This is a genomic window from uncultured Cellulomonas sp. (genome assembly GCF_963527515.1).
GTDB lineage: Bacteria > Actinomycetota > Actinomycetes > Actinomycetales > Cellulomonadaceae > Cellulomonas.
This window is the reverse complement of sequence record NZ_CAURTV010000001.1, coordinates 61,398-82,367: the sequence shown is the minus strand read 5'-3', so window position 1 is coordinate 82,367 and position 20,970 is coordinate 61,398. Positions and strand designations below refer to the sequence as shown.

Below are 20,970 nucleotides of genomic sequence, written 5' to 3'. Positions count from 1 at the left end.
ACCGCCCGAAGCTGTTGGCGGCAAGGCTCAGCGGACCCTTCCTGCGGCCTTCTTCAGATTTCCTGTCTGGGCTAGATGACGATCTCTCGCGGGGCGCCGGTCCTCAGCGCAGCGTCCGCCGGTACCCGAACGGGACCGAGGACTCGTTGTGTCCGGCCTCGCTGCTGGGCTCCACGGGATCGTCACGGAGCGCGGCGTCGATGTCCGTGGGCCGGAACCTGCGGTGCCCTCCCGCGGTGTGCTCCGCGGGGAGCCGTCCCGTGTCGGCCCATCGCCGGACGGTGCGCGGGTCGGCCCCAAGCCGCGCAGCCGCGTCGTCTACGCCCAGAAGCTTGCCGGTCATGCCGAGATCGTGTCAGCCTTCGATCGGCTGGATAAGGTCTGGCCGGTCATTGCGGACGTTGCCGACGTCGTAGCCGATCTTGCGCGGCACGAGCTGAGGTTCGGGCACGGAGGCGACCAGCTGGCGTACTTGCTCGGGGTCGGTGAGGGACGGGTCGAGCCAGGTGTCGACCATGTCTGCCGGTAGTAGTAGTGGCGCGCGGTCGTGGATGTGCCCGGTCGAGTCCGTGGCTGTGGTGGTGATGACCGTGTACGTCCAGAGCCACCGGCCCGGGTCGTCCTCGGGCGTGGATGGGTCGGGCCACAGCTCGTAGAGGCCGGCAGCCGCCAATGGGGCCGCGTCGGGGCCGGTCAGGTAGTACGGCGTCTTTCGCTTCTCCCCAGGGTGCCTCTGCCACTCGAAGTAGCCGTCCATCGGGATGACGGCGCGCCGGGAGGTGGCCGCTTTGCGGAACGCCGGCTTCTGGGTGATCGTCTCGGCCCGGGCGTTGATGAGCCGCGCGCCGCCGGCCGGGTCCTTCATCCAGCTGGGCGTCAGTCCCCCGCGCGCTGGGCGTAGCTGGCGCACGACCTTGTCGTCTTCGACCCGTTCGAGCACGACGGGCATCACCGTGGTGGGCGCGACGTTCCAGGAGGGCCGGCCGGCGTCGACGAGTATCTGCTGCACGGCGAAGTCGCGGGCAAGCTTGTCGTCGGCTCGGGTCTGGGCGTATCGGCCGCACATGGCCACAGTGTGCGGGACGCGTTCACCATGGACGAGCGCAGCGTTCTGGCCCGCCTCCGGGACGAGCTACAGGTGGTCCAGTCCGTCGGCGCGCGCCGGAGCGAAGTCGCGGTAGTCGCCCAGCACCAGGTCGGGTATGCCGGGGCCGGGTCTGCTGTCAGGTTCGTCGGGAGCGCCGATCGAGCGTGCCGCGATCAGCACCTGTGTGGCGGATTCTCGTAGCAGGTCGAGGCGTCCCTGACTCCAGCCGGCGATGTAGGGCAGGGAGTAGTTCGTGGTGTCGAGGCCGGCGGTGGCGGCGACGAGGTAGGCGATGGATTCGGCTTCGACTTCGGCGCGTCCGCGGCACTGCGTATTGCTGGCGTAGTTCGGGAAGCGGTGTTCGTGGTCGGCCCGGATGTGTCCGAGCTCGTGGGCCAGTGTCTTGGTCGCTTGTGCCGGTTCGACGTCGTCGCGGATGCGCACGGTGTTGGCGCGGTAGGCGGTGTAGCCGTTGGCGCCTGGGGGGCAGGGGCCGCGCTCGAGGGTGAAGCCGTCGTCGGCGACGGTCCCGGCCAGGTGCGCCCAGAGGCGCTGCGGGGCATCGCCGGTCAGCAGGCGCGGCTCGACCTCGGGGAGGGGTGGGCCGTCGGTCTGGCTGATGTCGAACACGTGCACTACACGGAAGCCGCGCAGCTCACGCATCGAGACCGGGTCCGCGTCCTTCTGACGCGCCGCGGCCGGCTCGGCCTCGCTGCCTGCTGACTCAGCGTCGGTCGCCGTGGATCGGTAGGTGCAGGGGGCGAGGATTGCGATGCCGCGTTCGCCCTTGACGACGCGTCGCCCGAGGTTGTTCCAGGTGCGGATGCCGCCGACCCGGGTCGCGTCGGGTCGTTGTGCGGCGATGAGCAGCACATTGGAGGGGGAGTAGGCCGGGAACCGGGCGGCGGTGGTGAGCATCTGCCGCCAGCGGTCGGAGTGGACGAGGTCGGCGACCGCGGTGATGAGCTTGTCGTGCAGTGCGGCGAGGCGTTCGTCGCTGGACGGTGTTGTGCGACCGGTCATGGCTACCGCCCGGAGGGTGCGGGGTGGGTGGTTCCTGCGGGGAGCAGTGCGCCTTTGCAGACCGGGTCCGACCAGCCGAGGTACCCGTTGCCGTGCAGGTACATCGCGGACAGGCGGGCGAAGCTGATCAGGTAGACCCCGCCTTGGTTGCCGGTGGCGGAGTCGAACACCTCGTTGGCGGTGAGCAGGATCTTGGTGGGGTCGCAGCCGGGGTCGGTCTGCACGACCAGGGAGGCGTGGCCGAAGGGGCGTCCGGTGTTCCAGAACGTGAAGGCGCCCAGGGGTGGGCAGGCGTCTCCGGGGTGGGCGTGCCCGGTGGTGACCATCTCGGTCCAATGGGCTTTGGCTGAGGTGTATCCGGAGCCGACGTACCCGTAGGCGCGGCAGGCGAGCCGGTCGCACAGCTGGCGCCACCCGGAGGTGACCCCGACGTAGGCCAGGCCGTTGCGCACGGCCGTCGCGACATCGGCCGGCGTACCGGCCGGAACGACGACCTTGCCTCTCCCCAGTTGAGGCGTGCACCCGCTCGCCGACGACTCCTCGCCAGGTGAGGCGGCAACGGGCTGGACCGGGTTCGCGTCCTCCTGGACGGCGCCCGAGACGCCGTCGGCGGTCCAAGCTGCCATCCGTTCGTTCATGTTGGCGATGAACCGGGCGGTGACAGCCGGGATGGCAGGGTAGCTGCGCAGCCGGGATTCGCCCGCGTTGTGGGCGATGACTAGGGCGTCCAGGATCGGGATGCTGGAGGAGGCCCAGTCGGGGTGGTCGGCGCGGATCTGCCTCACACCGCCCAGGCGGGCGCACAGGTAGGTACCGCCGACGGCGGCGTGGATGTCGGGGTCCTCGATGTCCGGAGCGCCGTTGCGGTTGAGGTCGGCGGTCGCTGGGTGGCCGTAGTGCGCCCGCCAGATATAGGCGTTCATCTGCAGCAGTCCCCAGGTGCCACCGTTGGAGTCTTCAGCGTGCGCAGCGGGTCGAAACCCGGACTCCTGGGCCATCACGGCGGCGATCCACGTCTCCGGCAGGTCGGGGCAGGTGCCCTTCGTCTCGGCAATCCAGGTCCGCGCGACAGCGGGGATGGGTGCGTCGTCGGCGAGCGGCCCGCCGGCGGAGGAGGCGATGCAGGCGCTGGCCGTCCCCCCGACGGTGAGCGCGGTGATGATCGCTAGGGCCGGGACGGACAGGAACGCGAGTGTGCCGAGCGCGAGCTTGATCATGCCGGCACCGCCGTGCCGGTCGCGGTGGCGTGTTCGACGGCCCTCTGATCGGTCCGCAGCACTGCTGCGTCGCGTCGGCCGGTCCACGCGGCCAAATCGATCACGGTGGGCTTGGTCTGGCGCAGCAGCAGGACTGCGGTGCCGAACGGCAGCGTGCGCAGCACGGACGCCGGCATGACCGGAATGGTGCGCACCGAGGTGGACGAAGAGCGGTCACCTGCGCGGCCGCGGGAGCGGGTCTCGGTGAGCTCGTCCACCTCGCCGACGAGGCGGGCCACGTCGTCCAGGTCCCGGTACTTGGCCAGGCCGCCCAGGACGATCTTGACAGTGGCGGCGTCCCAGATCGCGTCGGCGGCGTGTTCGCCCCAGCGGGCGCGGGCTTGGGCCAACGATTGCAGCACGGCCAGGGTGGTGATGCCCGAGCCGCCGCCTTCGGCCATCAGGGAGGGCAGGGAGGGTAGTGGGGTGAGGTTGGCGATCTCGTCCAGGGCCAGGAGCAGTGGTGGGTCGAGGCGTGCGCCGGGGGAGCGGGCGGCCAGGGCGCGGGCGGTCTCGGTGATGTCCTCGACGAACGCGGCTACCAGTGGCGCGCAGGACCCGGAGGCGACGGCGGAGGCCAAGAGGTACAGCGTTCCGGACTCGCGCAAGAACGCCGCCGGGTCGAAGGACTCGCCTGCCTTGGGCTCGACGGCGGCCAGGACGTCGGGGTCGGCCAGGGCGGCTAGGGATTGGCGGACGCCGAGCCAGATGGAGTCGCGGGTGCGGGGGTCGGAGTGGATGGAGGCGTCCAGGGCGTCGGCCCATCCATCGGCCGCGGTGGTGCTGCGGTTGAGGATGGTGACGGCGTCCTCGGCCAAGGTGGGGTTCAGGGACCAGCGGTACAGGTCGACGGCGCGGCGGTTGTCCAGGGCGGCGGCGTGCAGCAGGCAGCGCAGGGCGGTCTCGGTTTGCCCGGCCCAGAAGTCGGAGTCCGAGACGGCGCGCCCGAACCCGGCTCCGGCAGCCAGGCCGCGGGCACGGACCAGGGCCGTGCGGGGAGTCTCGCAGCCGCGCACGGGTGACCACGTCAGGCCGCCGGGCAGCCCGGCGAGGCGTTGCGGGTCGAAGATCGCGACCGGTCCACGAGCGCGTCGAGCGCGCAGGGTGACGGCGAGGGTGTCCGGGCGGGTGGAGGTGGCCACGACGGGGCCGGGTGCGTCCAGGACCCACGGGATGACCACGTGCAGGCCCTTGCCCATGCGGGGTGGTCCGACGAGCAGGGCGGAGTCCTCCACGGTGCACCACAGGTCCCGGCCGCGTAGCTGCCCGAGGCGGAAGCCGACCTGGTGTGGTGCGGCGGACCGGTCCAGGGAGGGGCGCACGACGGGTGCGCGGGCGCGCAGGCTGCGCTGGCCCGCGACCGCGTGCACGTCGCTGGGCGCGGCCATCCCCGGAAGATTCCGCACCTGCCCGGTGTGCCGGGGGTCGTTCGTGGCCACGCGTCGCCAGACACACCAGATGCCCCAGGTCACGCCCACCCAGGCGCCGGCGGCCAGGGCGGTCCCGGTCCAGTACGCCACGGGTCCGGGCATCGCGGGCGGGTGCGGCCACACCGATGCGGGGTTGGCCGGGTGAGCGATCGCGCTCAGCGCGGTCAGGAGTCCGGCCGTCGGGGGAGTGCGCCCGGTCAGGAGGCAGGCGAGGGCCGCTCCGGTCCATAGGACCGCAGCCAGGACGAGGACTGTTGACCCAACGGCCATTGCCACCGTGGTCATGTCTGAGCCACCCGCGCCATACGGGTGCGTAGTTCGAGTCGTGGGCCTCATCGCGAGACCGACTCGATCTGCTGGGTGCGCACCACCGGGGCCGCCGCAGCGGAGTGCGCCGGCTCGATCGGCAGGGCCGCGGCCGTGCGGCGCAGCGCGCTGGTCAGGAGGTGCCCGGTGTCGACCAGGTCGGTGATGAGCACGCCGGGGTTCGTGGCGCCGGCGACGAGCTGCGCGGCGCCGGCGTCAGCCAGGTGGCGCACTTGATCGCCGGCGACGGCTTGGATCGCTGGCCTGAGCTGCCGGGACCAACCGTCGTCCACGGCGGCCCGAAGCTGCGACAGTCCGGGCAGTCCCGGCTGATGGTGGGCGTGGGCGTGGGCGTGGGCGCGGGTGGCCCAGGCGACGGTGACGATGTCGATGTGCTGCCCGAGCTCGGCGAGCTCGACGAGGGTGCCGTAGACGGCGCGCCACCCGGGATCGGTGATCCGTGCAGGCGCCAGCCACTTGGCGACCTCTGGGACGTGGTCGGGTTGGGCGATCAGCGCGCCGATCAGGGCGATGACGTTGCGGCGTTCGGAGCCGGCGTCGCGGCCGGGGTGGGCGCTCAGGTATTTGTCGGCGCCCATGCGCGCCTCCGTGTTCCGCATGACGGCACGCAGCGCGAGGGGGACGACGACCTCGTCGTGAGGCTGGCCGGTGGCCTTCGCCCAGCGTGCCTCGGCACAGTCCATCGCGGCGTCCACGACATTGCAGGTCGCGAAGATCGGACGGGACATGCGATCGGATGCGCACCGGACGGCGGCGGCCCGTAGGAGTACGCCGGCGCCGGCGATCTCTCGACGCAGCCCGCCGTCCAGGACCATCCGCGCATACGTCACGGCGTGGGGATGTGGCGGGGTCACGTGTAGCAGGTCCGCGAGCCGCGGCAGGTTGGCCCGGCGTGTCCCGAGCCGTTCGGTGAGCGCGTCGGCCATTCGTTGGGGGTCGATGGGCTCGTGGGCGGCGTGCCGTTCGAGCATGGTGGTGAAGACCTCGGAGTGCCAGGTGTCGGCGAAGTCGCCTGCGCGCAGCCACCGCTGGATGTCGTCCAGGGCCGTGGGCTGCAGCAGGACGGAGCCGAGGGTGGCTTGCTCGGCGAGTCGGATGATGTCGTCGTCGTTCATGGTGATCACCGGTCCTCGTGTTCGGTGTGGTCGCGCATGGCGGAGTCGGTGTCGACGACGTCGACCTCGGCGGGGTGCAGGACGTGGTGCACGACGTGCGTGCGGTGCGGCATCTTCCACAGCCCCGTCCCGCGGGGCAGGACCGGGAGCAGGTCCCGTTCCGGTCGGGTCAGGCCGAGTGCGCCTGCGGTGCCGGAGAGCTGGTCGGACTCCTGGCGGTAGATGACGCGGGTGGAGCAGTCCGCCAGCAGTCCCTGCGCCAGAGAGCGGGCCTCGGAGCCCTGGGGGCCGATGGCGTCCAGGTCGGACAGGCGGTGCAGCACCATGAGGTTGGCGATGCCGTGGGCGCGCGAGAGCTTCCACTGCGACTGCATCCGGCGCACCAGCGCGACGTGTCGCAGGACCCGCCAGGCTTCGTCGTAGATGACCCACCGCTTCGCGGTCGATGCCAGCAGCGCCCCCTCGAGCCACGCGGATGCGCACGTCATCGCTAGGGCCAGCGCGTCCTCGTCGGAGCCGAGGCGCGACAGGTCCAGGACGAGCATCGGGGCGTGCGGATCGAGCCGTTCGGTCGAGGGACCGTCGAAGAGCCCGGCGAGGTCACCGCGCACGAGGCGTCGCAACCCGTGGGCGAGATCTCGGCCGTCCTGAGAGCGATCCTCAACGCGGACGCCGTCGCAGCGGGCCGACGAGGCGTCGGGAGAAGCCAGCGCGTCAAGGACGTCGCCGATCGTCGGTGTGCTGCGCCGATGCTCGGCCGAGGTGAGGGCTGCGTCCAGGGCGCCATGCTCTGCGGGGCCAAGCTCTCGGTGGACCGTCAGGGCTGCGACGGCAGCCAGCAGGCGGCTCCGTGGCCCGTGGGGCTCCGTGCCGTCCGGGGCGTCCAGGGGGTTGAGCCGGGCCGGCAGTCCCGCGCCGAGGCGCAGCACCGTGCCACCGGCCGCCTGGGCGACCGGTGCCCACTCGCCCTTCGGGTCGCCCGGCACGTAGACGGCACGTCCGGCCGTGATGGACCGCATCGCCAGGGACTTGGCCAGTGCTGACTTGCCCTGCCCGATCACGCCGGCCAGGAGCAGGTTGGGGTTCGTCAGGTCGCCTGCGCTGTACAGCGCCCAGGGGTCGAAGCAGAACGGCCCGCCCGTCAAAGCGTCTTGCCCCACAGGCACGCCGATGTCGCACGGCGGTGGCACCAGGAATGGGTACGCACCGGCCAAGGTCGCCGAGGACGCCCGGTGGGCCGGCAACCGCAGTCGAGGGCCGCTGCGGTATCGCCCCGCAGTGCGGCGGAACGTCGACGTGCGCGCGCCGCTCACAGCACACCCCGCGCCAACGGCAGTGCTGCGGCCAGGTGCGCTTGACCCTGCTGACCGAACAGCCGCCGCACCTCGCACATCGCCTGTGCGGCGGCCGTCTCCAGTGCGACGCACCGCTCCTCAAGCTCGGCCTCGCTGGTCGCGGAGACGGTGACCAGCCCGGTGAACCGCAGGTCCCCGTGACCGGCGACGAGCTCGACCTCACGGCGTTCGAGATCGTCGACTTCCGCTCGCGTACTCTCGGCCTCGACCTGGCCGATGCGGGCGCGCTGAGCGGCGTCGGCGATGTGCTCAGCCTTGCTGCGGCGGATCTCACGCAGCGCCCGCGCGGTCGCCAGCGGCTCGGCGATCACGGTGACGGTCCGCAGCGTTGCCTCCCCGAGCAGCAAGGACTGCAGGAACGCGGGGTGGACTTCGCTGCGCGGCCACTCCGCCACCCAGTACGTCGCGTGCACCGCGCCGTCCGCGCGCAGCATCGACCACAGCTCGTGCACACCCATCGGACCGGCCAAGCTCACCGCCGCGTCCTCGGAGCGTGCGGCGGTCTGCGGGTCGTAGCCGGAACGCACCACAGCGGCAAGGTCGTCACGGCCGAGCCATCCGGCGGACGTCAGACTCGCACCGACCAGCGACGACGCGACCGCCTCCAGGTGCTTCGTCACGACCGCGATGTCGCCGGCGGTGACGGCTCGATGACGGCGTGGCGCACGCAGCGCCACGGCGAGGAGTGTGTCGCGGGCATGGGGCTGGACGAACCCGCCGTCGAGCAGCCCGGCCAGCGCGATCGACAGCTCGGTCGTGGGGGAGGCGCAGTGATCGCGCCACCACCGACGCGCAGGGGCCAGGCCACCGGGGACTGTGCGGGCAAGCAGCTGGACGCGCACGATCGCCGGCTGCTGGCACAATCCCGCCAGCACCCGCCCCCACCCGGCCACCTTGAGCTCCTGGGCCGCGGCGTCGTCCAGGACGAACCCCGCGCCGGTGACGCGCAGCACCCCGCAGATCACGCCCGCGTGCCGATCGAGGATGAGGCTCGCACCGAGCGCATCGCACCGGACCAGATCAAGGCGACCGGCCAGACCCGGCAGGACGAGGGCGTCGGGCGCCCTCTTGGTCCCGGCGGGGGTGACCGCTGTGGTCGCCCGGGACAGCTTGCGCACGTGCCACTGCGCCAGGAGCGGCACCCATCCGACGACCGGTCGCCCAGTGACGCTGACCGTCCCTACGACGAGCAGGGTCAACCAGACCGGCGCCATGACCGCGAACCCGGCCGCGCCCCCGGAGAACAAAGCGGCAACTGCAACGGTGAACGCGACACCCACGACGGCGAGCTGCGCCATCGACAGCCCCAACAGCACCCCGCGCTGCTCGAGGCGACCGAACCGCACGGTCGAGGCGACCGGGCCGGTCTCGGTCGAGGTCATCGCGCGCCGCCTCGGTCAGGGACCGGGGGCGGTGGGGAAGGCGTGGGCTGGGGTGGTTCACCCGCTGCAGGGCCCCGTGAGGCAGCCGTTGCCCCACCGGCGCCACGGACTGCCGCGCCCATCCCCCCGGTCACCGTCGACATCACGACCTGCTGAGCGGCGTACCGGGTGGTCGTTGCCGCACCACGTGCTGTCTTGCTGATCGGGTTCGCTGCGACGTTGGCGTGCATAACTCCGGCCGCTTCCATGCCCGACCAGTGCACGAACCGCCAGGTCAGCCACGGCGCCCACACGGCGATCGCGAGCAGCAAGATCCCCACCAGTGCGTCCGAGAGCCCGGCGACGCCGTCTGCCGCTTCGGTCGCGGGTACCCCGGGCCCGGTCGGGCCCGAGCCGGTGAACGCGGAGGCGCCGACCACGAACGCCACGACGATCACGATCTTGGAGAACACCAACGCGGCCACGATCTCCAGCCAGCGACGCGTCCACACCCGGCTCTGATCCCACGTCGACCCAGCGAACGCGATCGGAGCAAACACAGCGACGAGAACCAGCGCGGCCTTGCGGAACAGCAGGACGCCCCACAACAGGACGAAGCCGAGCATCAGGGCCAAACCGAGGAGGATCTGCAGCGCAGGGGAGATGGACGCGAGCGCGTAGAAGTCGAAGAACTGAGAGGCCGCCTCCGTCACGGTCAGCCGGGCCGCGGAAGCGATGTACTCGCAGATCCCGTCTACGGCGGTCAGCGCGAACTGGGTGACGCCAAGGGCCAGCGCGGCGCCGAGCATCGCCTTGGCGACGCCAACGACAGCGCGGACCAGCCCGCCAGCCTCGTGGCGCAGGACGGACGTCAGAACCTGGACGACGAACAGCCCCACGACGACTGGCAGGGCGATGGCAGCGATGACGGCAACGTTCGAGCGGAACCAGCCGACGCCCAGGTCGATCGAGGTGCTCGCGTTCAGCGCGGCTAGCGCGAGCTGGCTGATCTGCTCCGCGCCCCCGACGAACGCCCCCCCGAGCCCGCCGAGCACGTAGTCGGATGCGGCACCTTGCGCGGACTGGCAGATGGCTGCCGCAGGCCCGATGCAGGGATCGAGTGCCGGGACCGGCATCTCAGATCATCCCGCCGAGACCGGAGAAGAACGCCACGATCGCGTTCGCCCCGCCGATCAGCAGGGCGCCGGCGGCGGCGATCAACACGCCGGTCCTCCCGCCCGAGGCGGCGCCATAGTTGCCCTGCTGGCGAGCCACGGCCCACACGATCACGGAGATGACCAGGCCCGCGACGCAGGCCACCAGCCCCCAGGTCAGCAGCGCCCCGACCACCCGCTTCACGACGGCCAGGCCTGGCAGACCGTCCTCGTTCGGGCTGATGCCCGGATCGGCCGCGATGACCTTGCTGACGACGATCGACGCGTGTCCCATAACGCACCCCGCGGATCCACGGGCACCGACCGGTCGTCAGCACCGCCTGGTCCTAAGTGCGCCAGCGCATGCGCAACCCGCGAGGTAAGGGAACCCACGTCGCTGCATCACTGCCGCCTAGTGACCACGCCCATGCGACCGGTCACCTGTTGCACGGACTAGCCGGGACGGGCAGCTGGTCTACACGCTGGAGGCCGACGAGCTGCGCTGGGTGGATGCGCAGGCGCAGGCAGTCGCCCGATGAGTCCATGCAATGTCACTCCTCAGCGGCCACAGGTCGCCAGTTGCAGGTGCCGCCCCAGCAGAAGGTCTAGAGTGCATCCTCGCCGAGAGGTCATCCCGTTGACGTCGGTCATGGCGATGAACACGTGGATGCCGGCCCGCGACTGGAGGACCCCGGGCGGTGAGCCCACGGGGAGGCGCCGCGTGTGATGTTCAGGCCGCGCTCGCTGATGAGGTCCAGGACCCAGGAGAACGCTTCGAGGATGCCGCGCTGCTCGTGAGTGGCGCCGAATGTCCCGACCAGGAAGTCCTGGGCCGCCTTGCGTTCGGGCAGCCAACCCTGCGCGGTCTGGAACTGGATGACGTGGTCGCGGCGGCAGTCGTAGGAGATGGCCGTGACGGCGGCCCCGGTCGCGGTCATCGCGTCGCACGGGTCCCGCTCGAGGTTCGAGATGGGCAGGAGATGTGCGGCAGGGCGCGCCAGCGCACCAAACGACACACGGTCGGCCGACCAGACCCCCACACTGGGTCCGAGATCACGCTGTTGAGTTCGGAGAGGATCGCGACATGGGGTTTCGTGCTCGCAAGTCGTTCAAGGTAATGCCTGGTGTCCGCATGACGGTCACACCACGAGGCGTCTCAACGTCTGTGGGCGTCAAGGGCGCGCGGGTGAGCGCCCACTCGTCCGGGCGCGTCACCCGGACCGTCGGCATTCCAGGCTCCGGGATCTCCCACACGACCACGACCGGCGGGCACTCCAAGTCGACGGCCAAGCAGGCAGCACCCAAAGCTGCCACCGCACCTGCCCCCGTGGCGCCGAAGGGTCCACCCAAGCCGGGGATGCTCGCCCCGAAGTGGGAGAAGGCGCTGCACACCGCAGCGATCCAGCAGCGCGACCCGGCCGCGATCCTGCGGGTCGCGAGCGAGCACCCCGAGGCCCAGAAGTCCGGTGCCCTGCTCGAAGCGCTCCTCGGCGCACTTCCCTCTGGGGATGGTCCGCGGCTCGTGGCGTTGCTCGGCTGGCTGTGGGGCACCGGTTACGACCCGGCCGCCGACCCGTTCGTCAGCAAGTACCTGCCCTCCGCTGGCCTGACCCTGGAGGTGGCGCCTGGCATCACCGCGCAGATGCCGCTGACCCGCGACACGATCGGCCTCGCATTGGCCGAAGCGCATCAAGCCGCGGGTGACGGTGCGGCAGCGTCCGACATCGTCGAGCAGGTCACGCCGACGACGATCGCTGCGGTGTCCCTCGCTGAGCTCTACTCCGAGCAGTCCCGCTGGGGCGAGGTCATCGCGATGACTGACGGCATTACCAACGAGGACGAAGCGTCGGTGTTCCTGCTCGTCCAGCGCGCCGTGGCGTTGCGTGAGCAGGGGTCTCCGGGCGCCGCCCGTGAGGCATTGAAGGAGGCGCTGCGGATCCGGTCGCGGCCGGCCGCCCTGCGACACCTCGCCCTGGTTGAGCGCGCGTATACGTACCTAGCCGAAGGCAAGAAGGCGATGGCCCGCAAGGACCTCGAAAAGGTCATGGCGGAGAACTCGGCGTACCCGGGGCTCGCCGCGGCCGTCGCGGAGCTGCCGCAGGACTGAGCACGCCGCCGGCAGTGGGGCCTGGTCCGCAGACCGGCGACGTCGACGCGTGGCAGGTGAACTCCCCAGCGATCGGTCGGTCGTGCACCGAGCGGCGGGGGGCCGTCCTGCCCGCGGGCCGGAGAAGCCGCGCCGTGGAGCCCCTGCCCGCTGGCCGCCGAATGCACAGGACGTTTCGCACGTTTACGCAGGTCAGTGACGTATTACCTGCAACCTCCCGGTACCGTGATCCTGGCTTCGCCACGCTGTTTCGCCCCCGGGCACGGTCCGGCGGCGCGGCCCCCTGACGGCGGTCGCCGACTCCTTCGACGGCACTTGCGGCTACAGCACGTGCGGCTGGCGCGGCGGTGGCGATCGGAGGCGCGAAGGTTGCGACCCGGCCGATCGCCGATGGCTTACAGCTCCGCGTCCGGGTCGAGTTCGGCGAGTCGAGATGCGAACCTGGCGCGCAGTCGGCTGGACTCCTCGTGGTCCCCTCGGGCGTCCGCGGCATCGATGGCGTCTCGTTGCAGGAGGGCCGAGAGCGGTTCAGCTCGTAGGCCGTGGGTGGCGACCTGGATCGCTTCGGCGTAGCGGCCGGCCTCGTGGTGGATGCGGGCGAGGAGGTGGGCGGTGTCTGCGATGGCGCTGACCATGACCTGGATGTCGTTCTCGGCCCAGCCGTAGTGTGCGTCGTCGATTCCGAGGAACGGGCGGCCGCGTACGAGTTCCATCGCTGCGGTGAGGTTCTCTAGTCGTTCGTCGTCGGTTGCTAGAGCCGCGGCGGTCAGTTCTTGGAAGATGGCCCAGTCCGTCGTGACGTCGTCGGTTACCCGCAGCGGTTCGCCGCGGCTGATGGTTGGCAAGGCGTCGTCGCCGATGAGTTGGCGCGTGCGGTAGACGAAGGTGTTGCGGGTGCCGGTGACATCGCGTTTGCCGGGCCAGAAGACTTCGTCGAGCTCGTGGCCTGTCGCGGTGCGGCGCAGCGCCAGGTAGACGAGCAGCTCGGTGGCGCGTGGCGGTGGGGTCGACTCTGGTTTGGCGAGTCCGTCGATCTGGATGGGTCCCAGGACGTTGACGCGGATCCTTCCTTCGAGTGGCTGGATGGTCCTCTCGTGGGCGCTTGACGCCTCACGCATGGCCTGGGCGGTGTCGTGGGCATCGGGTGCGTTCGTGCTGCGGCCTTCCGGTCGCTGGGATGTACCGAGGCCGGCTACGACGGGGGGCTGTGCGGTCAGGAGCAGAAACGTCACGTGCTCGAGGTCGCCGGCGCTGAGGCGCTGTGCGCGCAGCGTGATGCTCAGGGGGTCGAGGACGGCTGTGCCGTCAGAGTTGACGGTCAGCGTCCAGCCCTCGGTCGACGCGCGCGTGATCAGCGCGGACCCGGTCCATGGCTGGCTCGTCGGCAACGGACTGGGTGCCTGTTCGAGGTAGATAACGGGCAACCAGGTGTCTTCCAGGATCCGGTCCGAACGAGCCTCGAGGGTGTCTGCCAGGCCGCTGTCCTCCAACGCGGCCGCGATGGCCTCGGCGCGAGCCTTTCGTGGTCGGGTGTGGTCGGGCGTGCTGTGCATGCGTGCGGGTTCGAACGCCGCGGCCAGCTCGGCGAAGGCCTCGTCGGCGACCAGGGCGATGCGCCCGGTCAGGTCGCTCGTGATGATCTCGACAACCAGTGCGCGCAGGACATCGTCTGCCGCCTGGTCGTCGCCGACGATGCTCAGGGTCCCTGCGGCTTCGAGGTTGAGCAGCACCGTCGCGTCCTCGGTGTGACCGAGGGGGACGAGTGCGGGGTAGGGCTCGGATCGGTGGGAGTCCTCGATCAGCGCATCGTCAGCAATCTCACTGGTCGCGGCGGTCCACCGGCTGCCGTCGGCGGCGAACGGTGGGACGGGCTCGGGGTCGTCGCCTTGCAGGTGGAGTGTCAGGGTGTGCTCGTCGAGGCTGATCGCGGTGATTCTGGGCAGGTCGCGTTCGGCGGTGTAGCAGCGGGTGTCGATGTTCTGCAGCGCCACTTTCAGTTGGGCCAGGGTGACCGGGGTGCGGGCGTGGCGGAGCGCCTGTTCGACGGCTGCCGGGTCGCTGTCGGTGGCGGGCATGGGGATGGATTCGCCGACGCGTCGGGCGCGGTGCTGCAGGTGTCGTCGGCGGCTGAGTTCGCCGACGACGCCCGCGGCGGCCAGGGCCGTCAGGCCGACGAATAGCGGTGCCCGGCTGCTGGCGTCGGCTGAGCCACCGCCCTGGCGTCCGACGGTGTCCCTGGAGGAATCAGGTGCTTCGGTCGGCGTGGCGCTGGCCGTCGGCGGCGCGGGCTTCACGGCGGGCTCGGTCAGTGGGGCGGTTCTCGGTGTGCCGCGTTCTGGTTCCGGCGCGGCGGGCACCTCGGGCGTGACGGTCGCTGGCGTGGCGGCGGGGCTCGAGTTGTCGACCGGGAGGTCGAGTCGCCATCCGGGCTCTATCAGGTTCGGGTCGGTGAGGGCGCCACCGTCTGGTTGAGGTTTGCCGGCGTTGGCGGCGTAGAGCTCCTGGTACCGGTCGCCGTCTCCGAGGTGGTCTTCGGCGAGGGTCCACAGGTTGTCGCCCGGTTCGACGACAACCTGTCCGATCGCGGGAGCTTCTGGCGAACTTGTCGCTACCGGCTGTGCCGCGGTGAGGCCGGTGGCGTCTGCTGGGAGCAGGAGGGTCCAGCCGGGGTAGATCCAGTGCGAGTCCGTGAGGGTGCGTCCGTCGGGTTGTGGGCGTCCGAGGTTCAGCGTGCTGATCTCGGTGAAGCGCACGCCGTCGCCGAGGTGGTGTTCGGCCAGGTCCCACAGGGTGTCGCCACGCTGTACGACGACGCTGGGCAGTTCCGGGGGTGCGACCGGTTCGGGCTCGGGTGCGGGTGTGTTCGCGTGCCGGGCGTCCGGTGGCTCCGTGTTGTGCGGCTCGACCGTGCGGGGCGCGACGCTGACGGTGCCCGGTGCCGCGGCGGCTGGGGACGGGGTGGCGACCGTGGTGGTGACCGCAAGCAGTATCCCGGCCGAGGCGACCAGGCGGGACGCCGCCCATTGGGCGGACCCCAGCAGCGGGATCGTGGGGGTCGAGATCCTGCGCAGGCCGGCGACGATCTCGAGGACGACGCAGGCAGTGAAGCCTGCCCAGGCGACCCATCCGACGAGCGCCAAGACGAGCATCAGCAGCGATCCGTCATCGGGCGAGGTCAGTGCGTGACCGAGCTGGCTCCAGGTCGGGAGGGTGTCTGGCAGGTAGAGGGGCGCCAGGGCCACGAGTGCCGCGGGCGCACCCACCACGAAAACGGTCAGCAGCAACGCCGCTCCCACGGCGTGCAGCATCTCGCCCGTGCGGTGGGCGCGGGGCAGGGTTGTGGTCATGGGCCACCTCCGGTGATGTCTTCAATGAGGCGTGCTTCGCCGTGCCCGGTGACGGTCAGGGTCGAGATCCCGATCAGGGACAGGAACGCGGTGGGTGCGGTGTCGGTGACGGTGACGACCAGGCGGGCACGGTCGTCGCTGACGGTGACCGTCCCGGTGTGCCCGGCGTGGCGCAGGTAGGTCGTGGCGGCCTCGACGGCGAGGGCGCGGTCGACCCGGGTGCCGGTGCCGGCGATGGCGCCGGGGACGTCGAGTGCCTGGCCGCCGGCGCGTGCGGCCTCGGCGGCCACGGAGTCGGCACGTTGGGTGGCGCGCAGCTTGGCGCCGCCGTCGGCGACCAGCCCGATCAGCAGCAGCAGCCCCAGGACACTGATCGCCACGAACACGGTGACGGATCCGGCCTCGGGATCGGTGCCCGTGGCGGTGCGCAGGCGTCGGGTCAGGATGTTCATCGGGTGCGGTACCTGTCCAGGGGGGAGGTGGCCTGCGCGGTCATGGTGCGAACACCTGGTAGGCCGGGGACGGCGAGGTCGGCCATGGTCACCGTGCAGGTCACGGTGGCGGTGACGACGCCTTCCTGACCGACGCGCGCGGCGAACCCGGCTGTGTCCAGGCCGACCGTGGTGGCCACGCACGCGGTGTTGACCAGCTCGCGCGCGGCCGCGGCTGCTGCGGCGGCGCGGGCGGCCTCCGGGGTGCGGGCCAGGGAGGCGTCCCGGGCGGCGGACCGGGCGGCTTGCTCTACGGCACTGGCGGTGGTCTGCACCCGACCGGCGAGCACCAGGGCGGCGAGCAGCAGGATCAGCGCCGGAGTGATGATGGCCAGCTCGAGCGTGATGGACCCGCGGTCGTTGCGCTGGCGAGGGAGCGGGTTCATGGGGTCTCCGTGGTGGTGAACCGTTCGACCGGCCCGTCGGCGGACTGACGCACCGCAATGCCCGGTGCCCCCGGGAGCACCGACAGCGACCGTCCGGTGACGACGACCTGGACGTGCCCTGGTCCAGGCACGGACGCGACGGCGTCGGTGTCGGTGAGGGTGTCCGCGCCGTGGTCGCTGACGAACGCCAAGGCGGTGTCTCGACCGGCGTCGGGGGTCGAGCCGTAGGCGCGGGCGACGGCGACGCCTTCCTGGGCTGCAGCCAGGGCCAAAGACCGCGCGTGGAACCACAGGCCGTACTGGATCACAGCCGTCACCAGGAGCAGCAGGGCAGGGAAGAGGATGACCAGCTCGATGCTGGCCGACCCCGCTTCCCGACGGGTCCGCATGTCAGGTGATCTGGTCGACGCGGCGCTGCACGGCCGCGGTGATGGCCACGACCAGGATCCCGGCCACCCCGATCAGGCCCAGGATGATGATGACCAGCTCCAGGGTGGACGCGCCGGTCTCGTCGCGGACGTGTTCGCGGATGTGACGCCGGGCGGTCGTGAGGTAGGCGTTGAGGTAGGCCAGCAGCACGAGGGTGTTCATCGCGGGTGCTCCGTTCGGTGGTGGGTTCAGCTGAGCAGGATCCGCACGAAGGCGGGGTAGCCGAGCAGGGCCATGAAGCACAGGCCGAGCAGGGAGACGGGCACGACCATGTGTTCGGAGGCCGCGTTCGCTTTCGCTGTAGAAGCGGCGAGCAGCTGGGTGCGCAGCGAGGCGGCCCGGGCACGCAACGTGGCGTAGACCGCGGCGCCGTCGTGGCCGGCGATCCGCATGATGTCGGCCAGGTCGCCCAGCTCGGTCACGCCGGTGGAGGCGGCGAGGTCGGACAGGCCGGTCCAGGAGGGTTGCCCGGCGAGCTCGACACGCAGGAGGGCGTCGCGGATGCGGGCGAACTCCGCCGAGCCGCCGATGGCGGCGGCGCGGTCGAGGGCTTCGGTGGGTCCGGCGTCGGCGAGGCGTTCCATCGCGATCAGCTCGAGGAACACGCACGTTGCGGCCCGCATGGAGGCCCGGGCGGCGGTGGCTTGGGTGCGCAGGGTTAGGTCGGGCAGCAGGAAGAACACCCCACCCAGGGCAAGTCCGGCCGCGGCGGGGATGGCGAACGGCAGGCGGATGCCGGCGGCCAGCAAGAGTGCGGACATCAGGGTGGGGAAGGTGAGTCCGAGGAGGGCGTAGCCGATCTTGCGGGCGGCGAGGTCCTCGGGTTGCTGGTCGAGCACGTGCAGGTCGGCGGCGTAGCGGCGCAGCCCGAAGGTCTGCACTGCCTGGGGCAGGACCGCTCGTCGTAGGCCGTCCCAGCGGCCGGGATCGTCCTGGGCGACGGTGGCTCGAGGGGCGCCCGGGGCGGGCAGGAGCCGGTTCACTGTGGCCGCCAGGTCGGGTCGTGCCGGGGACAGGCCGGCGAGCGTGACGACCAGGCCCGCGCCGACCAGGGCGCCGACGAGCAGCACGATCCACAGCGTCATGGCGTGCTCCCGGAGTCCGGGTGGGTCAGGAATCGGGGTTCGGGTGGGGTGAGGGTCAGCGCCCGGATCCACAGCAGGCAGCTGGCGAACGCGGCGGCGATCGCGGCCAGGACGAGCTGGCCCAGGCCGTCGCCGTAGGGCTGCAGGTAGGTGCCGTTGAGCATCAGCAGTGCTGCGGCGCCGAGGGTGATGAGGGTGACCAGGCGGGCGGTGGAGCGGGGTCGGGCGCGCTCGGCCTCAACCTTGCGCCGGACGGCGACCTCGTCGGCGACCGACCCGGCGACGGCGGTCAGCACCGCGGACAGGCCCGGCCCGCGCCGCTGGGAGGCCAGCAGCAGGGAGGCGACGACGAAGTCACCCGCGGCGTCGTTCAGGTTGTCGGCGAACGCCCGCAGCGCCTGCTCGGTGGGCCACCGGGCCGAGATCCGCGCCACCAGCGCGCCGACCTCTCCGGTCAGGGGCGGCGGGCACGTCGAGGCGGAGGTGAGGATTCCTTGTTCGAGGCCGACGCCGGTGGCCAGGACGTCGGCCAGGCGGCGGGTCCATTCCTCGATGGCCTCCACCCGGTCGATCGCCGTCGCTGCGACCTTGGCGGATCCCAGCAGGTAGGGCAGTCCGACGACCGCCGCGGTCACGACGAGCCCGGCCACCGGCCACTGGGTGACCGCCCACGCCAGCACCCCGGCTCCGAGGGCCAGGACCCAACGCCATCGTGCCCACCAGCCGTCGGTCGGACGACGCGCCCTCGGCCGCTTGGACCGTGGCGGTGGCGGGTCGCTGCGGCGCAGCCCCGCGGCCACTAGGAGCAGCCCGCCGACGAGCAGGGCACCGGCCAGGGCGGCCAGGACCGGTGTCATGGTCGGCCTCCGTCCAGCGGTGCGGTCCAGGTGCCGGCCCGGTGGTCGAGCAGCGAGGGGTCGAACCCTGCCCGCACCAGGTCCGGCAGGCACACGGGGCGGTGCAGGGGGGCCGCGCGGCCGTCGGGGCCGGGGCCGAAGACGGTGGTGGTGGCGGGGCGGTTCGCTTCGCCGAGGCCGGCGATCTCCACGATCTGGGACACGAACCGGTGCCGTCGCCCGCCGGTCGCGGTGTCGTCGAGGAGCTCGAGGTGCACGAACAGGTCGACCGATCCGGCCAGCAGCCGGTAGGCGAAGGTGTCAGTCATCGAGACTCCGGCGGACAGGCACAGGGTCACGATGCGGTCGACGGCGTGCTGGGCGGATCTCGAGTGCAGCGTGCACAGCGACCCGTCGCCGGTGGACATGGCCTCGAGCATCGGCAGCACCTCGGGACCGCGGACCTCCCCGACGATGATCCGGCGCAGATTCAACCGCAACGCGTCCACCACCAGATCAGACAAGGTGATCTCCCCGGCCCGGCGACCGGTGGCGTCCTTCTCGGCGGACCCCTCGCGGGCCTCCAGGGCCACGACACGCGGGTGCCGGTCGGGCAGGTCGTGCAGGTGCAGCTCGTACTCCTTCTCGATCGTCGCGAACCGCTCCATCGGCGCGAACTCATTGGCCAGCGCCCGGATCAAGGTCGTCTTGCCGGCGTTCTGCAGCCCGGTCACCACGACGTTCTTGCCCGCTCGCACCGCCGCCCGAAGGAATCCCGTCAGGGCGAGGTCGAGGGTGCCCAGGGCGATCAGGTCGTCCAGGTCGACGTCGCGGACGCGATGGCGGCGGATCACGATGTGCGGCTTTGGGGTGGTCCAGGCGACCGCCGCGAGCCGGGACCCGTCCTCGAGCCGCAGATGCAAAGCAGGGTGAGCCGAGGAGAAGGTCCGTTCCGCGTTACCGGTGCGCGCCGCGAGCAGCTGCAAGATCTCGATCAGCTCGGCATCGGAGTCCGCGATCGGGGGATGCTGCTGGTCGCGGCCGTCGGCGTAGGACACCCAGACGTGGTCGTGCCCGTCGACCTCGATGTTCTCGATCGCCGGGTCCTCGATCAACGGCTGCAACCGGCCCAGGCCGAACAGGGCCGCCATCACCGCCCGCGACGTCACGATCTCCAGATCCAGCGGCCACGGCTCCTGCCCGCGCCGCACCCGCTCACGCCCGCGCTCGGACAGCTCCGCGGCCACCAGGGAACGGGCCAGCTCACGTCGGGCATCGGGGGAGTCCAGGTGCTGTGCCTGCAGCCGTTCGGCGAGCCGGTCGGCGACCGTACGGCGCACCTCACGCACTACCGCCACATCCGGCACCGGCAGCACCGGCCCGGCCGGGCTCACCAGGTGCGTGGCGGCGGGACCGAACCCGTTGCTCGCTCGGGTCGTCTCGTCCAGGCCGGTCACCACGTCACCGCCAGGTCGGGGCTCGGCGCGAGCTGGGCGAGGCGCTCGATCACGGCACGGACGGTGCGCAGCAGCGGCGACCGATCAAACCGCCACCCCTGGGCGCCACCGTCGGCGAACCGGCCAGCCGTCCACGCGTCGAGTGCCACCGGCAACGCGTTCCCAACACCCAGGGTGGCGGTGATCTCGCCGGGGGAGTACCCGTCCCCGATCACCAGGGCCACCGGCGGGATCCGGCCTGGGCGCTCGTCGCGCAGCCTGCGCACCGCCGCGGCAGCGGGAACCAGGGACGCAACCTCGCTGCGAGCCGTCACGGCCACGACGTCCGCGGCGTGCAGCAAGCTCGTCGGTTCCGACCGGTGCCCCAACCTTCCCGCATCGACGACCACGTCCACCGCGAACCGGCCCAGCTCACGACCGGTGTCTGCCAACGCGGTCCACGTCCCGACCAGGGGCCGGGCCTGCACCGGGTCGGCCACACCGGGAACCACCATCCGGGTCGAGTCGGTGTCGAGCGCGAGCGCGCACTCGATCGTCTGCTCCGCCGACAGCGGAGGGCGTTGTGCTGCCAAGGCGAGCACTCCGGCGGTGTCCGGTACCCCGGCGCGCAGGTACCCGGTCAGCAGCCCGGACCCGGCCGGGTCCGCGTCCAGGAGCAGCACCTTCCGGTCCGGGTGCACCACCGGCCACATCCAGGTCAGCGCCAACGACGTCGTGGTTACGC

At 71.5% G+C, this 20,970-nt stretch carries 21 protein-coding genes and 1 pseudogene; 2 read left to right on the top strand and 20 right to left on the bottom strand.

Annotation, left to right across the window (positions count from 1 at the left end; translation table 11 throughout):
- Positions 1-103 precede the first annotated feature (103 nt).
- The 11 genes from RYN42_RS00385 to RYN42_RS00335 form a co-directional block, all read right to left on the bottom strand.
- A complete protein-coding gene (locus tag RYN42_RS00385) occupies positions 104-343 on the bottom strand; it encodes a helix-turn-helix domain-containing protein (RefSeq protein WP_315092767.1) in 240 nt (79 codons plus the stop codon).
- Between the two features lie 12 nt (positions 344-355).
- A complete protein-coding gene (locus tag RYN42_RS00380) occupies positions 356-1,066 on the bottom strand; it encodes an SOS response-associated peptidase (protein ID WP_315092765.1) in 711 nt (236 codons plus the stop codon).
- A 66-nt stretch (positions 1,067-1,132) separates the two neighbouring features.
- The gene (locus RYN42_RS00375; protein ID WP_315092763.1) at positions 1,133-2,110 is read right to left on the bottom strand and encodes an ArdC-like ssDNA-binding domain-containing protein; all 978 of its coding nucleotides are present in this window, start codon (positions 2,108-2,110) and stop codon (positions 1,133-1,135) included.
- 2 nt (positions 2,111-2,112) lie between these two features.
- Positions 2,113-3,327, bottom strand: a complete 1,215-nt coding sequence (locus RYN42_RS00370) for a transglycosylase SLT domain-containing protein (protein WP_315092762.1) — start codon at positions 3,325-3,327, stop codon at positions 2,113-2,115.
- Entirely contained in the window at positions 3,324-4,898 is a 1,575-nt protein-coding gene (locus RYN42_RS00365; protein ID WP_315092761.1) for a TraM recognition domain-containing protein, read from the bottom strand. Before RYN42_RS00365 ends, RYN42_RS00370 begins: the two co-directional genes overlap by 4 nt.
- 230 nt (positions 4,899-5,128) lie before the next feature.
- A complete protein-coding gene (locus RYN42_RS00360) occupies positions 5,129-6,238 on the bottom strand; it encodes a DnaB-like helicase N-terminal domain-containing protein (RefSeq protein WP_315092759.1) in 1,110 nt (369 codons plus the stop codon).
- A gap of 5 nt (positions 6,239-6,243) precedes the next feature.
- Complete coding sequence (locus tag RYN42_RS00355; protein WP_315092757.1) at positions 6,244-7,404, bottom strand: ATP-binding protein; 1,161 nt, start codon at positions 7,402-7,404, stop codon at positions 6,244-6,246.
- A 143-nt stretch (positions 7,405-7,547) separates the two neighbouring features.
- Entirely contained in the window at positions 7,548-8,975 is a 1,428-nt protein-coding gene (locus RYN42_RS00350; RefSeq protein WP_315092755.1) for an SCO6880 family protein, read from the bottom strand.
- On the bottom strand, positions 8,972-10,090 hold the full coding sequence (locus tag RYN42_RS00345) for a hypothetical protein (RefSeq protein WP_315092754.1): 1,119 nt from the start codon (positions 10,088-10,090) through the stop codon (positions 8,972-8,974). The genes RYN42_RS00350 and RYN42_RS00345 overlap by 4 nt, the downstream gene beginning before the upstream one ends.
- 1 nt (position 10,091) lies before the next feature.
- Positions 10,092-10,403, bottom strand: coding sequence for a DUF6112 family protein (locus tag RYN42_RS00340; RefSeq protein ID WP_315092752.1), 312 nt, complete (start codon positions 10,401-10,403; stop codon positions 10,092-10,094).
- A gap of 352 nt (positions 10,404-10,755) precedes the next feature.
- Positions 10,756-11,046 carry a hypothetical protein gene (locus RYN42_RS00335; RefSeq protein WP_315092750.1) on the bottom strand — a complete coding sequence of 97 codons (291 nt, stop codon included), beginning with the start codon at positions 11,044-11,046 and terminating at the stop codon, positions 10,756-10,758.
- A 146-nt stretch (positions 11,047-11,192) separates the two neighbouring features.
- Here RYN42_RS00335 and RYN42_RS20220 point away from each other — a divergent pair.
- Together RYN42_RS20220 and RYN42_RS00330 are read left to right on the top strand one after the other, a co-directional pair.
- Positions 11,193-11,348, top strand: a pseudogene (locus RYN42_RS20220) (DUF4236 domain-containing protein); the annotation flags it as partial.
- Between the two features lie 117 nt (positions 11,349-11,465).
- Positions 11,466-12,215 (top strand): hypothetical protein, encoded by a 750-nt coding sequence (locus RYN42_RS00330; RefSeq protein WP_315092748.1) that lies wholly within the window; start codon positions 11,466-11,468, stop codon positions 12,213-12,215.
- 395 nt (positions 12,216-12,610) lie between these two features.
- Here RYN42_RS00330 and RYN42_RS00325 read toward each other — a convergent pair whose 3' ends face one another.
- Genes RYN42_RS00325 through RYN42_RS00285 form a run of 9 tightly spaced genes read right to left on the bottom strand, consistent with a single transcriptional unit; the run spans position 12,611 to position 20,953 of the window.
- The gene (locus RYN42_RS00325; protein ID WP_315092746.1) at positions 12,611-15,562 is read right to left on the bottom strand and encodes a LysM peptidoglycan-binding domain-containing protein; all 2,952 of its coding nucleotides are present in this window, start codon (positions 15,560-15,562) and stop codon (positions 12,611-12,613) included.
- Positions 15,559-16,014, bottom strand: a complete 456-nt coding sequence (locus RYN42_RS00320; RefSeq protein WP_315092744.1) for a pilus assembly protein TadG-related protein — start codon at positions 16,012-16,014, stop codon at positions 15,559-15,561. Before RYN42_RS00320 ends, RYN42_RS00325 begins: the two co-directional genes overlap by 4 nt.
- A complete protein-coding gene (locus RYN42_RS00315) occupies positions 16,011-16,439 on the bottom strand; it encodes a TadE/TadG family type IV pilus assembly protein (protein WP_315092743.1) in 429 nt (142 codons plus the stop codon). The genes RYN42_RS00320 and RYN42_RS00315 overlap by 4 nt, the downstream gene beginning before the upstream one ends.
- The gene (locus RYN42_RS00310; RefSeq protein WP_315092741.1) at positions 16,436-16,828 is read right to left on the bottom strand and encodes a TadE/TadG family type IV pilus assembly protein; all 393 of its coding nucleotides are present in this window, start codon (positions 16,826-16,828) and stop codon (positions 16,436-16,438) included. The genes RYN42_RS00315 and RYN42_RS00310 overlap by 4 nt, the downstream gene beginning before the upstream one ends.
- Position 16,829: 1 nt before the next feature.
- Positions 16,830-17,030: a hypothetical protein gene (locus tag RYN42_RS00305; RefSeq protein ID WP_315092740.1), complete on the bottom strand. Its 201-nt coding sequence runs from the start codon at positions 17,028-17,030 to the stop codon at positions 16,830-16,832.
- Positions 17,031-17,056: 26 nt separating this feature from the next.
- Entirely contained in the window at positions 17,057-17,953 is an 897-nt protein-coding gene (locus RYN42_RS00300; RefSeq protein WP_315092738.1) for a type II secretion system F family protein, read from the bottom strand.
- Positions 17,950-18,810, bottom strand: coding sequence for a type II secretion system F family protein (locus RYN42_RS00295; protein WP_315092736.1), 861 nt, complete (start codon positions 18,808-18,810; stop codon positions 17,950-17,952). Before RYN42_RS00295 ends, RYN42_RS00300 begins: the two co-directional genes overlap by 4 nt.
- Entirely contained in the window at positions 18,807-20,246 is a 1,440-nt protein-coding gene (locus RYN42_RS00290) for a CpaF/VirB11 family protein (RefSeq protein ID WP_315092734.1), read from the bottom strand. The genes RYN42_RS00295 and RYN42_RS00290 overlap by 4 nt, the downstream gene beginning before the upstream one ends.
- A complete protein-coding gene (locus RYN42_RS00285; protein WP_315092732.1) occupies positions 20,243-20,953 on the bottom strand; it encodes a hypothetical protein in 711 nt (236 codons plus the stop codon). Before RYN42_RS00285 ends, RYN42_RS00290 begins: the two co-directional genes overlap by 4 nt.
- Positions 20,954-20,970: the final 17 nt, after the last annotated feature.